Here is a 13,299-nt window from a genome sequence, read left to right on the forward strand (position 1 = left end):
GGTGCATCCAGGCCCTCCCTTTGGGCGGCTGCGGTATTGCCATCCTTTTGCCGCGGTCACATATAAGGCTCCCCTCCCGTCCACTGGGCGAGAGGGGAGCCTTTCTTTGTGTTGGGGCTGTCTGACCGGTCGTTTGTCTCGATCTGTAACGGGTGAGGCTGATTTCGGACGTTAGATGTTACAGATCGAGACGGTTCCGCTGAGCTAACCATTTCATCTAAATCTGTAACACCAAAGGTGAATTTCAGCTGCTAGATGTTACAGGTTGAGATAAACCCAAGGGGAGGGGCTGGTATGTCTCAATCTGTAACAGTTGGGACCGTTTTGGTTGAGTAGTTGTTATGGATCGAGATTGTTTGGTCGAGTCGGGTCACAGGGTAACGTGCGGGCACAAAAAACGGAGCCGTGTTGCCACGACTCCGTTTCTCAGGAGGATGGGTAAGGGAAGCGAAATTAGTTCAGGTGCCAGATCTCGTCGTTGTACTGGGAGATGGTGCGGTCGGACGAGAAGGTGCCGGCGTTGGCGATATTGATGAGCGCCTTGCGCATCCAGGCGTCCTGGTCCTCGTAGTCGGCCAGCACGCGCTCCTTGGTTTGGATGTACTCCTCGATGTCGAGCAGGGCCATAAACCAGTCCTTGCCCTTAATGTCGTCGTGCAGGCGCTGCAGGCGCTCGGCGTTGCCGGTCGCCATAAAGGCGGGGTTGGTGATGAAGTCCACCAGCAGTTTAATGCCGGGCTTGCGGTAGAGCGCACCGGCGTCATAGGCGCCGTCGGCGTAGAGCTGCTCGACCTGTTTGGACGAGGCACCAAAGGTATAGATGTTCTCGTCGCCCACGAGCTCGGCAATCTCCACGTTGGCGCCGTCGAGCGTGCACAGGGTTAGGGCGCCGTTGAGCATGAACTTCATGTTGGAGGTGCCGCTCGCCTCCTTGGAGGCCAGGCTGATCTGCTCGGAGATGTCAGCGGCGGGGATCACGCGCTCGGCGGCGGTGACGTTGTAGTTCTCGATCATGACGACCTGCAGGTAGGGAGCCACGTCGGGGTCGTTTGCAATCCACTGCGACAGCGTCAAGATCAGATGGATGATGTCCTGCGCGATAGTGTAGGCAGGCGCCGCCTTGCCGCCAAAGATGATGGTGACGGGGTGCTTAGGTCTGTTGCCGTTCTTGATATCGAGGTACTTCCAGATGATGTAGAGCGCGAGCATCTGCTGACGCTTGTACTCGTGGATGCGCTTGACCTGGACGTCGATGATGGCGTTGGAGGGAATGGTCACGCCCTGCTCGAGCGCCATGAACTGGCGCATGATGGCCTTGGCCTCGACCTTGGTGGCGGCCAGGCGCTCAAGAACGTCCTTGTCGTCGGCGAGCTTGGCGAGTTTGCTCAGATCGCCGGTGCTGCGCCAGTCGGTGCCGATCACATCGTCGAGCAGGCTGGCGAGCGCGGGGTTGGCCCCATGGATCCAGCGGCGGAAGGTGATGCCGTTGGTCTTGTTGGAGAACTTCTCGGGATAGATCTCGTAGAACGGATGAAGCTCGGTGTCCTCCAGGATCTTGGTGTGGAGGGCGGCTACGCCGTTGATGGAGAAGCCAAAGTGGATGTCCATGTGGGCCATGTGGACGGTGTTGTGCTCGTCGATGATGGCGACGCGCGGGTCATCGTGCTCGGCTTTCGCGATCTCATCGAGCTTGACGATAATGTCGGCGATGGCAGGGGAGACCTTCTGCAGGCTGGCGAGCGGCCACTTCTCGAGCGCCTCGGCAAGAATCGTGTGGTTAGTGTAGGCGACCATGGAGCGTACGATGGTCACGGCCTCGTCAAACTCGATGCCATGCTCGGTGGTGAGCAAGCGAATGAGCTCGGGGATGACCATGGTGGGGTGCGTGTCGTTGATCTGGACAACGGCGTAATCGGCCAGATCGTGCAGGTTGCTGCCGCGCTCGACGGCCTCGTCGATCAGGAGCTGGGCGGCGTTGCTCACCATGAAGTACTCCTGATAGATGCGAAGTAGGCGGCCCTGCTCGTCGGAATCGTCGGGGTAGAGGAACAAGGTGAGGTTCTTGGCGATCTCGGTCTTGTCGAAGTCGATGGAGCTGCCGGGGACCAGGCCGTCGTCGACGCTCGCCAGGTCGAACAGGCGCAGGCGGTTCTTGGTGGGCTGGCCGTAACCGGGCACATCGATGTTGACGAGCTTGGAGGTAACGGCAAAATCGCCGAACTCGACGGTGTAGGAGCGGTCATCGTCGACCAGGATGTCCTGCTCACCGAGCCACTCGTCGGGGACGGCCTTCTGCTGGTTGTCGACAAAGCGCTGACGGAACAGACCGTAGTGATAGTTGAGGCCCACGCCATCGCCGGTCAAGCCCAGCGTGGCGATGGAATCCAGGAAGCATGCGGCCAAGCGGCCCAGGCCGCCGTTGCCGAGTGACGGCTCGACCTCGAATTCCTCGATCTTGTTGAGGTCGTGGCCTGCGGCGGTGAGCTGGTCCTTAACCTCGTCGTAGATGCCGAGGTCGATCATGTTGTTGATGAGCAGCTTGCCGATCAAAAATTCGGCGGAAATGTAATAGAGCTTTTTCTTGCCGTTGTTGAGCGGGCAGGCGGCGGAGCGCTCCTGCACGAGTTTGACCAGCAGCTTGTAAATGCGACGGTCGTCGAGCTGCTCGAGCGAGGTGCCAAAAGACTGCTCGGCGAGTTCCATGAGGTTAATTTGGGGCATGTTTTCTCCTGTGATGGGTTGTTTCATGTCTGCAATTCATAAGAAGCCCGCGCGAGGGGATTGGGGTGGCCTCGCGCGGGAAAAGCAAGCGCGTCCGCACGGTGGGGAGGGGTCGGGCGCGGTAGCTCCTATTGAGGAAACTCGATTTTGGCTTCCGACGGGATGCGGAAGTAGGTCTCGGTCCAGTCAGTGAGTTTGTGCTCGAGCTCGCGGGTGATGGCGCCGTCGAGCATGCGCCAGGTCCAGTTGCCGCCCAGCGTGGCAGGGGTGTTGATGCGCGCCTCGTTGCCCAAGTTGAGCAGGTCTTGCATGGTGTAGATGCACGTGTCACTCACGCTGGCGGCGATGGTGCGATTGAGTGCATCTGCCATGGGTTCGCCGGCCTGCTGATGGGTGTACAGGGCTGCCTGCTCGCGCTGACGCGGGGTGGCCGTTCCCTCAAACCAACCGCGCGCCGTCTCGTTGTCGTGGGTGCCCACATAGGCGACGGTGTTGGCGATGTAGTTATGCGGCAGGTAGTACGAGTTGGTGCCCTCAAAGGCAAACTGCAGGATCTTCATGCCGGGGAAGCCCGAGTTGTCGCGCATGTCGATGACGCCGGGGGTGAGGAAGCCCAGGTCCTCGGCGATGATGGGCAGCGTGCCGAGCTTTTCCTCGAGCGTCTTGAAGAACTTGAGGCCGGGACCCTGCGTCCACGAACCGTAGGACGAATCGGGCGAGGAGAACGGCACCTCCCAATAGGCCTCGAAGCCGCGGAAGTGATCCAGGCGGATGACGTCGTACATGTCGAGGGCGGCGCGAATGCGGCCCTCCCACCAGGAGAAGCCGTCGGACTCCATGGCGTCCCAGTCGTAGATGGGGTTGCCCCAGTACTGGCCGGTGGCCGAGAACTGGTCGGGCGGCGTGCCGGCGACGCTCACGGGATTGCCGGCGGCGTCGATCTTAAAGAGCTCAGGCGTCGCCCACATCTCGACGGAGTCACGCGAGACATAGATGGGCAGGTCGCCGATGATGAGAATGTCGCGCTCGTTGGCATAGGCCTTGAGGCGGCTCCACTGGCGATCGAAGAAGTACTGCGTCATCTGGTGGTAGAGCATACGCGCCGGATGGTCGGCGCAGACCTTGGCGGAAGCCTCACCGCGGGTGCGGAGCTCCGCGGGCCACTCCCAAAACGCCTTGAGACCGCACTCCTCTTTGACGGTCATGAACTCACAGTAGGGGATGAGCCAGTCCCCGTTGGCCTGGATAAAGTCATCGAAATCGGCCGGCTTGTCGGCAGCAAAGCGCTCGGCGGCTCGGTCGAGAATCTGACGGCGGCCGCCAAAGATAGCACCGTAGTCGACATTGCTGGGGTCGGATCCCAGATACACGCCATCGATATCGCGCTGCTCCAGATACCCTGCCTCGATAAGCTCAGCAAAGTCGATAAAGTTGGGGTTGCCTGCGCGGGCCGAGAACGACTGATAGGGCGAATCGCCATAGCTGGTCGTCGTAAGGGGCAGAATCTGCCAGTAATGTTGTTTGCACGAGGCGAGAAAATCGACGAAGTCGTAGGCATTCCAGCCAAAGCCGCCGATTCCGTATGGTCCGGGCAGAGATGAGACGGGCATGAGGACGCCGCTTGCACGCTCCATGAATGCGCTCACCAACCTTCTTGTTGTGGGGTCGGCCTGCCGATGGGTGTGCAGTCCGCCTCCGATGTTCTGATTCGATACGCCTATTGTAAAACATGTTGTTTAAACATGTACAGGCAAGATAAAAAAGTTGGTCGATTTTCGGCGAATGGTTACATGCCATGAAAAAGCCCCGACCTCACAACGTGAGATCGGGGCAAGAGCGGTATGTAGGTTTTTGCTACTCGGCGTCGGCGAAGCCGTTGGGGTTGTGGCTCTGCCAGTTCCAGCTATCGCGGCACATGTCCGCGATGTCGTACTGGGCCTTCCAGCCCATCATGCGCTCGGCCTTGGAGGCATCGCACCAGTTGGCAGCGATGTCGCCGGCGCGGCGCTCGCGGATCACGTAGGGCAGCTCCTTGCCACAAGCCTTGGAGAAGGCGGCGACGACCTCGAGTACCGAGGTGCCGGTGCCGGTGCCCAAGTTAAAGATCTCGACGCCGGTCTTGCCGTTCATCCAGTTAAGGGCGGCCACGTGACCAGATGCCAGATCGCACACGTGGATGTAATCGCGCACGCCGGTGCCGTCGGGGGTGGGGTAGTCGTTGCCAAAGACCTGAACGGCCTCGAGCTTGCCCACGGCGACCTGGGCGACATAGGGCACCAGGTTGTTGGGGATGCCCTTGGGATCCTCGCCGATCAGGCCCGACGGATGGGCGCCGATGGGATTGAAATAACGGAGTAGCACGACGTCCCACTCGGGGTCGGCGGTGTGGACGTCCATAAGGATCTGCTCGATCATCCACTTGGTCCAACCATAGGGGTTGGTCGCGGGCTTCTTAGGATCCTCCTCGGTGACGGGCGGGTTGTCCGGGTCGCCGTAGACGGTCGAGGAGCTCGAGAAGATGATGGACTTGCAGCCATGGTTGCGCATGACGTCGATGAGCACCAGGGTGTTCTCGATGTTGTTGTGGTAGTACTCGACGGGCTTGCTCACCGACTCGCCGACGGCCTTAAAACCGGCGAAGTGGATGACGCGGTCGATCTGATGGGTATCGAAGATCTTGTTCATTGCATCGCGGTCGAGCACGTTGGCCTCGTAGAAGGTGAGGTTCTTGGCGGCCTCGTCGCCCACGATGGTCTTGACGCGGTCGACGGCGACGGCGCTGGAGTTGGAGAGATCATCGACGATGACGACCTGGTAGCCACCCTCGAGCAGCTGAACGACGGTGTGCGAGCCGATAAAGCCGGCGCCACCGGTAACGAGGACGCAGGTGTCTTTGGGGTCGAGTGCTTTGGACATGTAGTCTCCTATCGAATCAGGAACACTTCTTCAGGGGAGTATAGCGCAGGCAGGGACGCCCAAATCGTGCGCTGTAGGAAAAGCAGAGGATTGTGCTAACGTACTCATAGAAGAGCTTGCGTACGCATAACCTGATCTTTGACATTTGCTTACGAGCCGCTGACCTTGTAGTTTCCTGCCGTTCGTGGAAATCGTTGGGACGCGCCATATGTACGCTAATATGTATGAGTTGAGCGACATATAAATAAGCATGTAACGGAGTACATATGTCACCAAACAGCGATTCCATCCTTTCCCAGGAGCTCTCGCGCCGCACTGCCCTCAAGGCCCTGTTCGGCGCCGCTTCTGCGGCAGTTCTTTTTGGCCTGCCCGCTCGCGCCCATGCGGCGGAGGCTTCCAAAGAAACCACCGATAAACTGAATGCCGCCCAGGCCCAGCTCGACGAGGTTCAGGCCCAGCTCGACAGCATTGCAAATGAGTATGCGGCGCTGGCCAACAAGAATGCCCAGACCCTCAACGACATCGAGAATGTCCAGGGCAAGATTGACGACACGCAGGCCCAGATCGATGAAAAGAAGGCCGAGCTCAAGAAGAAGCGCAACGACCTTTCCGATCGCGTGGCCGCCAGCTACAAGTCCGGCGGCACGAACATCCTGTCGCTGCTGCTGGCCTCTGGCTCGTTTGAGGAACTCGTCGCCAACGCGCATTACGTTGAGAAGATCAACAAGAGCGACCGCGACGCCATCGAGGACATTCAGACCATCCAGGAAGAGCTCGATGCGCAAAAGACCGAGCTCGAGTCGCAGAAGGCCGACTTAGAGAAGCTCAAGGACCAGCAGACTGCCCAGATGCAGGACATGCAGGCCAAGCAGCAAGAAGTCCAGACCGTGCTGAACGGTCTTTCCGACGACGTCAAGGAGCTCATGGCTCAGCGCGATTCCGAGATCCTCGCTGCCGCCCAGGCTGAGGAGGCCGCTAGGAAGGCTGCCGCTGCCGCGGCTGCCGCGAACAAGAACAATTCCTACTCGGGTGGTTCGAGCTCGGGTGGTGGATCGTACGCGCCCGGAACTCCGCAGCAGAATGCCGGCTCGGGCAAGCAGCAGGCTGTCGTCAACGCGTGCTACTCCACGCCTTCGCCGGGTCAGAACTGGTGCGCGGCGTGGGTCACCAATGTCTTCCGTAACGCCGGCGTTGGCTACTTTGGAGGCAATGCGTGCGACATGTTTAACGCCTGGTGCTATAGCTCCGACCGCTCGGCGCTGCAGGTGGGCATGATCGTGGCCGATTCCTCGCACAGCGGCACGGGTGCTCCGGGCCTTATCTACGGTCATGTGGGTATCTACGTTGGCGGCGGCATCGTTATGAGCAACGAGGGTGCCATTACGTCTAAGTCGCTCGATTCGTTTATTAGCTTCTATGGCACTGGCTCTGGCGTGCGTTGGGGCTGGCTTGGCGGTATTGCACTGTCGTAACGGCGGTTTGAAGTAAGTTGGTCCGTGGCTGCCCGGAAGGCATTAGGTTGCCTGCTCGGACAGTCCTGCTCGCACGGAGAGCACATTAAGTGCTCTCCGGCTCGTGCGGAACTCGCGATCAACCTAATGCCTTCCGGGCAGCCACGGACCTCTCGGATCCAATACGCCACACACCGGACTGGGTTATCTGAATAAATATGGCGAAGGCCCCTTTCGGGGCCTTCTTTTTTATAAAAATTCGCCTACTCGGTGGACTTCGGGTTCTAGGTCTACGTTGAATTGGTCTTTGACGGTTGCCTGGATGTGGCGGATGAGTTCGTCGACATCGGCGGCGGTGGCGTGGTCGGCGTTGACGATGAAGCCGCAGTGCTTCTCGCTCACCTGCGCGCCGCCAACGGCGTGTCCTCGCAGGCCGGCATCCATGATGAGTTTGCCGGCAAAGTAACCCTCGGGGCGCTTAAAAGTGGAGCCGGCGCTCGGCATGTCGAGCGGCTGTTTGTCCTCGCGGCGCTGGCGGTAGTCGTCCATGTCGGCCTTGATCATCGCGGCGTTGCCCGGGGCGAGATTGAAAGTGGCCGAAAGCACGATAAAGCCGTCATCGGCGATGCGGCTCTTTCGATAACCCAGGTTGAGTTCGTCGACATCGAACTCGATGATGTTGCCGCTGCCGCGGGTGCCGTCGTCGAGCTGGCGAGCGGGTTTGTAGACGCGCACGGACTCTAGCACATCGGCCATGCAGGCACCGTAGGCACCGGCGTTCATGTAGCAGGCGCCGCCGACCGATCCGGGGATGCCCGAGATGGGCTCCATGCCGGTGAGACCGGCCTCGGCTGCCGCAGCGGCGACATCGGAAAGCAAGGCGCCGGCTGCCGCCGTGACGTGCGTGCCGTCGACCGTAATGTCGGAGAGTCCCTCGCCCAGCGCCACGACGACGCCGCGGATGCCCTTGTCGCCGACGAGCAGGTCGGAGCCGTTGCCCACGATGGTGAGGGGCAGATCGCAGCGATAGCAGGTATCGAGCGTGGCGACGAGGCCCTGCTCGGTATCGGGCGTGACAAAGACGTCGGCCGGGCCGCCGATCTTAAACGTGGTGTGCTCGCGCATGGGCTCGCTCATCAGCACGTTGTCCTCGCCGGCAACGCCAGCAAGCGCGCACAGCAGGTCCTCGTTAAAAAAGTCGTTCTCGTGCATACGAATATCCGCCTTTTGGTGGTCGTTGTCATCAATCGATTGCAATATACCCCACCCGGACGGATTTGGTGCGCTGGCGGCGATAAAACAGCCGTCTACCGGATTGGTAAAGTGTTTATCACCGAGGTAGAGGGGTAGTCGCTATATTTTCAAGAGATTGCGCGTAAACCCGGAAGGAGCGAGATGGCCAACAAAGTCACCCTCAAGCAGATCGCCCAGGAGGTGGGGCTTTCCCCCTCGTCGGTCTCGCTTGTGCTCAATAATCGGCCTTGTCGCATCTCGGAAGAAAACCGCAAGCTCATCAAAGAGGTCGCGGCGCGCAACCACTATGTTCCCAACCAGATTGCGCGTAGCCTGGTCATGCGCGAGTCGCGCACGCTGGGCCTTATCGTCCCTAACATCGAGAGCCGCTTTTTTGCCTCGCTTGCCGGCAGCTTGGAAAAGCGCTGCCGCGAGGACGGCTATGCGCTCTTTATTACCAGCTCGGGCGGAAGTGCCGATGACGATCTGGAGCTGCTGCGCCAGCTGGTAACGCGCGGCGTTGATGGCGTCTTCCTGGTCGTGGGCGACGAGTTCTCCGACGACCGCGCCCTGCGCGAAGAAGTCAGCCATCTGCCTATCCCTGCCGTGATGGTCGACCGTGCCATTGAGGGGCTCGAGTGCGACAAGGTGATGTTCGACCACGAGATGGGCGGCTATATGGCCACCCGCTATCTGATTGAGCAAGGCCACCGCCGTATTGCCTGCCTGGTTAACGCGCGCCGTTCCAATACGGGGCGTAAGCGACTTGCCGGTTACGAGCGCGCGCTGCGCGAGGTGGGACTGCCCATCGACGCGCGCCTGGAGTTTGAGAGCGAATATTACATCCCGAGCGCCTACGAGGCCTCGGAGGCGGTGCTTGCAACCGATGCCACCGCCGTGTTTGCAAGCTCGGATAACATTGCCCTCGGTCTGCTCAAGCGCTTGCACGAGATGGGGAAGAGCATCCCAGGCGATATCTCGGTCGTAAGCTATGACAACTCGGCGGCCGACGTTCTCTTTGAGCCGGCGCTGACTGCGATTGAGCAGGATCCCGGTGTCCTTGCGGAGCATGCTTTTGCCTGCATGTCCAAGCGTCTTGCCGGTAGGGGCGGTAAGCGTGCCGAAGAGGTCGTTCTGGAACCGGCGCTTATCGTGAAGGGCAGTGTGCTTGATCTTACCGAATATAGCTAAGCGCACTTGTTTGTTTGCATAGATTGCATGCGGAGTGTCCGTTATTTGCCGGCGGGGCCGGGGAGGCATACTTTGTTTTGAGAAGTTCGCGGAGCCCACTTCTCAAAACAAAGTATGCCTCCCCGGCCCTCGTCCGTGAACTTTTCCGCTGGGCGAGCCATAGACGCCGCGTACCGATAGGGTAAGGCAGCGGCTTGAAATTGGTGCTATATTCAGCTTGAGTTGTTTAATGCTAGTACGGGAGGCTGATATGGGGCTGTTCAAGAAGAAAAACCCGCAGGATGCCTTTGATCCCGATGTGTTTACCATCACGGATACGATTTTGGACCCGCCGCGGTTTACATTTTTGCCGGCCATCTACCAGGATGCCACGCGCCGCAAGTGGGCCGTGCATCAGCGCGGCGGCGAGCCGAAGATTTTTGACTATGCGGACGTGTTGCAGTGCGAAGTAGCCGAGGCGGGCGATCCGGAGGCCGAGGAAGTGGTCTCAAAACAGGAATTTGCCCAGCGTATCCTGGCAAATCCCGCTAAGGCGGCAAAAATGAATGCCGCCAAGCGTAATATGTGTCTTGGTATGGGCGTTGTTGTGGCGGTTCAGACGGGAAAAGACGAGGTTTCCAAATTAGAGATTCCCGTTATGACCGACGAAGTCAAACGCGATTCAAGTCTATATAAGTCGTATCGGAATGTCGCCGAGAAGATCAAGGCCGAATTTGATGCCATGGGAGGGCTGGTCTAATTTTGGCGGCATACGTTTCTGAATGAGGAGTCTGTGCAATGGCAGGCGAATCTTATGCAATTCCCCCCAAAGATCGTGCTGTTGAGGGAATTCTTTGGTATATCCAGCACCACCAGCTTGCCGGCGGCGATCGCCTGCCGGCTGAGCGCGTGCTGTGCGAAGAGATTGGCGTTTCGCGTACGGCGTTGCGCGCCGGTATCACGCGGCTCATCTCGTGTGGAACGCTCGAGAGCCGTCGCGGATCGGGTACGTATGTGTGTCCTCCCAAGCCACTGAATATCTTCCAGGAAACGTATAACTTTTCCGATGCTGTGCGGACTGCCGGCCTGCACCCCTCTTCTCGTCTGGTTTCCACCGGGACCATCGAGGCGGATGAGGCGCTTGCCGACAAGCTTGGGGTGGCTGTGGGCGCTCCTTTACTCCGCATGCAGCGCATTCGACTTATAGAGGGCGAGCCGGCGTCAATCGAGACCGCTCACGTTAACCTGTCCCTGTGCCCCGCGCTTCCCGAGCACGATTTTGAGTGTGAGAGCCTTTACGATGTCTTGCTCAAAGAAGGTGGCGTGCGTGTTGAGCATGGACGTGAGCATATCTCCATCTCGCGTTTGAACGCCGAAGAGGCCGAGCTGCTCCAGCAAGAAGAGGGAACGCCGGTGTTCTATGAGAGCTCGATCGAATTTGATAAGGACATGCGTTTTGTGGAGCATTGCAAATCGGTGATTTTGCCCACAAAGTTCCGCTTTGCCGATAACGGCGAAGAGAACGGCATGAGGAGCGTGGCAGGTGAACAATGGCTGAAACAGTAGATGCCACCCCGGTTTATATGCGCATTCGACGCCGCATCGAGGAACGTATCGAGCGCGGTATATATCCCACGGGTTCCATGATTCCGTCCGAAAAAGACCTTGCCGAGGAATTTGGTACGACACGCTTGACCATCCGAAGCGCTGTCGATGAGCTGGTTCGGCGCGGGCAGATTCGCCGTGTTCGGGGAAAAGGTGCCTTTGTGGCGCAGAAAGTACCTGCTTTTTTTGAACGCACGGTCGGTTTCCGTGAATCGGTCCGTGCTTCGGGCGGCGAGCCGTCCGTCCGTATTCTCGCGCGTTCCAAGCGTTATGCGGGGCCATATTACGCCGACCTGTTTGGCATCGCCGAGGACGACCTGCTCTATTCCGTTCGACGCCTGAACTGCATAAACGGTAGCCCCGTATCGATTGAGACGGCGCTGATTCCCTGCCTGCTGTTCCCAACCATCGAAGATATTGACGTGTCGGTCTTCAGTTTGTACGAGACCTATGAGATGCTGGGCCGAAAGCCAGTCATGGCACAGGAAAAGCTCGATATCGAAGCGCTGGGCGCACGAGATGCCGGCCTCCTTGGACTGGAACAGGGCGATCTTGTTTTGCTTTTGGAATGCGTGAGCTATGACGCGAGCGGTCAGGCTATCGAGTATGTAAAGTCCTTCAATCGTGGCGATACGGGCGGCTACACCTATACGTACTAGCTGGTATTCTGTGAATAACGGCTGGGAAACTAACCAGTTTTGATCGTTGGGTCAGCTGTATATACAACCTTACAGGGCTCAAAATCGACCGTTCGCCGATGGGGATAAATTAATCGACAAAGAGGTATCAAAAAGCCGTAACCTATAACTGTGATTGGTATCAAATACTAATGATTTGTTACGAGGTGAGACGATGAAGATGCTCGATTACGTTCAGCTTGCCCATGTGCGTATGGGGGAGAACCTCGAGCGTTCGTCTGAGCTGGTAGCGCAGCTCGTTGATATTTTCCAGTCCGGTTCTTTTGACGCGCTGCGCATCGTTGCTTCGGGTTCGTCGCGCCATGCCGCCGATTGCGCCCGCGATTACCTGCAAGATGCCCTGCAAATGCAGGTGTCCGTTGTGACGCCCGAGGCCTTCGTCGATTTTGAACACACCTATCCGCAGCATGTGCTCAACATTGCCGTTTCGCAGAGTGGCTATTCGACCAATACGATTGCGGCGCTCGATTACATGCGCGCACACGATATGGCTGCAGTTGCGCTCACGGCAAACGTCGAGGCACCCATCAAGGAACACGCTGACATCGTTCTTGACTACGGTGTGGGCGTCGAGTCGGTGGACTTTGTGACTCTGGGCGTCGAGGTGCTCGTTGAGTACCTGGTGCTCTTTGGCATTTACGGCGGTCAGGCGCGCGGAACGATTGACGCCAAGGGCGTTGCCCAGCGTCTTGACGACCTGCGCGAGGCTATCCATGCCAATGCCGTGATGTGCAAGACCGCCGAGGCATATGTCCAAGACCACATGCTCGAGCTTTCTGAGCACACGCCCGCCATGGTCGTCGGCAACGGCCCCAACTATGGCGTTGCCGAAGAGGCGGCCCTCAAGCTGAGCGAGACCATCAAGATTCCTGCCATGCATCACGAAGGCGAGGAGTTCGTCCACGGTCCCGAGATGCAGATAACTCCAGGCTATCTGGTGTTTATTGTCGACGATCCGCAGGGGTCGGAGCGTCTTGCGAATATCGCTGATGCGCTATCGAACGTTACGACAAAAACGGTGCTGCTCACGGCCCATCCCAAGGGTAGGGCTCACGAGGTTGCGGTGCCTCAGGTGGCTCCGCTGCTCAGCGCAATTCCCAATCTTGTGTTCTTCCAGACGATTGCGGCCATGATAGCCGAGCGTCTGAAGTCATGGGACGTGCACCCGTATCTTGATGCCGTCTCCAAGCAAATGGAGGTCAAGGCAGAGGGCTACGAAGAGTCAGTCAATGCGCTTAAGGCCAAAGCGGCCGAGTGTTACGGAATGTAAGCGGGTTTTGATGCCCGTTGGCATGGGGGATGTGGAAACAACCCCAGAAAGGAGAGACAAATGAAGGAAACCGAGAAGATCGAGATCATGCATTTCGACCAGGAGGGCTATCTCGAGGACGGCAAGGCGCTCTACGAGACCGGCAAGAAGATGACCGCGCTCGCCGACAAGGTCGCCGACGAGGGCTACGACGCCGTGTTCCTGATGGGCGTCGGCGGCACCTGGGACGAGCTCA

10 protein-coding genes are annotated in these 13,299 nt (G+C 58.7%); 6 read left to right on the plus strand and 4 right to left on the minus strand.

Annotation, left to right across the window (positions count from 1 at the left end; all coding sequences use genetic code 11):
• Positions 1-453: 453 nt before the first annotated feature.
• From PMX21_RS07635 to galE, 3 genes are all read right to left on the minus strand, one after another.
• A complete protein-coding gene (locus PMX21_RS07635; RefSeq protein WP_271748859.1) occupies positions 454-2,721 on the minus strand; it encodes a glycogen/starch/alpha-glucan phosphorylase in 2,268 nt (755 codons plus the stop codon).
• 128 nt (positions 2,722-2,849) lie between these two features.
• Complete coding sequence (gene malQ, locus PMX21_RS07640) at positions 2,850-4,367, minus strand: 4-alpha-glucanotransferase (RefSeq protein ID WP_271748860.1); 1,518 nt, start codon at positions 4,365-4,367, stop codon at positions 2,850-2,852.
• A gap of 208 nt (positions 4,368-4,575) precedes the next feature.
• Entirely contained in the window at positions 4,576-5,637 is a 1,062-nt protein-coding gene (galE, locus tag PMX21_RS07645) for a UDP-glucose 4-epimerase GalE (RefSeq protein WP_006235870.1), read from the minus strand.
• 266 nt (positions 5,638-5,903) lie between these two features.
• Here galE and PMX21_RS07650 point away from each other — a divergent pair, with 266 nt between their 5' ends.
• A complete protein-coding gene (locus tag PMX21_RS07650; RefSeq protein WP_006235871.1) occupies positions 5,904-7,109 on the plus strand; it encodes a coiled-coil domain-containing protein in 1,206 nt (401 codons plus the stop codon).
• A gap of 228 nt (positions 7,110-7,337) precedes the next feature.
• On the opposite strand, the gene murB is transcribed toward PMX21_RS07650, so the two are convergent.
• Positions 7,338-8,300 (minus strand): UDP-N-acetylmuramate dehydrogenase, encoded by a 963-nt coding sequence (gene murB, locus PMX21_RS07655; protein WP_161144584.1) that lies wholly within the window; start codon positions 8,298-8,300, stop codon positions 7,338-7,340.
• 183 nt (positions 8,301-8,483) lie between these two features.
• On the opposite strand from murB, the gene PMX21_RS07660 reads away from it, so the two are divergent.
• The 5 genes from PMX21_RS07660 (at position 8,484) to PMX21_RS07680 (ending at position 13,064) form a co-directional block, all read left to right on the plus strand.
• Positions 8,484-9,512 carry a LacI family DNA-binding transcriptional regulator gene (locus PMX21_RS07660; protein WP_271748861.1) on the plus strand — a complete coding sequence of 343 codons (1,029 nt, stop codon included), beginning with the start codon at positions 8,484-8,486 and terminating at the stop codon, positions 9,510-9,512.
• Positions 9,513-9,762: 250 nt separating this feature from the next.
• Positions 9,763-10,251, plus strand: coding sequence for a hypothetical protein (locus PMX21_RS07665; protein ID WP_271748862.1), 489 nt, complete (start codon positions 9,763-9,765; stop codon positions 10,249-10,251).
• 38 nt (positions 10,252-10,289) lie between these two features.
• Complete coding sequence (locus PMX21_RS07670; protein WP_196022646.1) at positions 10,290-11,057, plus strand: GntR family transcriptional regulator; 768 nt, start codon at positions 10,290-10,292, stop codon at positions 11,055-11,057.
• Complete coding sequence (locus PMX21_RS07675) at positions 11,042-11,755, plus strand: GntR family transcriptional regulator (RefSeq protein ID WP_250787564.1); 714 nt, start codon at positions 11,042-11,044, stop codon at positions 11,753-11,755. Before PMX21_RS07670 ends, PMX21_RS07675 begins: the two co-directional genes overlap by 16 nt.
• Positions 11,756-11,948: 193 nt before the next feature.
• A complete protein-coding gene (locus PMX21_RS07680) occupies positions 11,949-13,064 on the plus strand; it encodes an SIS domain-containing protein (protein WP_271748863.1) in 1,116 nt (371 codons plus the stop codon).
• Positions 13,065-13,299 lie beyond the last annotated feature (235 nt).

This window comes from Collinsella aerofaciens (assembly GCF_028209885.1).
GTDB lineage: Bacteria > Actinomycetota > Coriobacteriia > Coriobacteriales > Coriobacteriaceae > Collinsella > Collinsella aerofaciens_BA.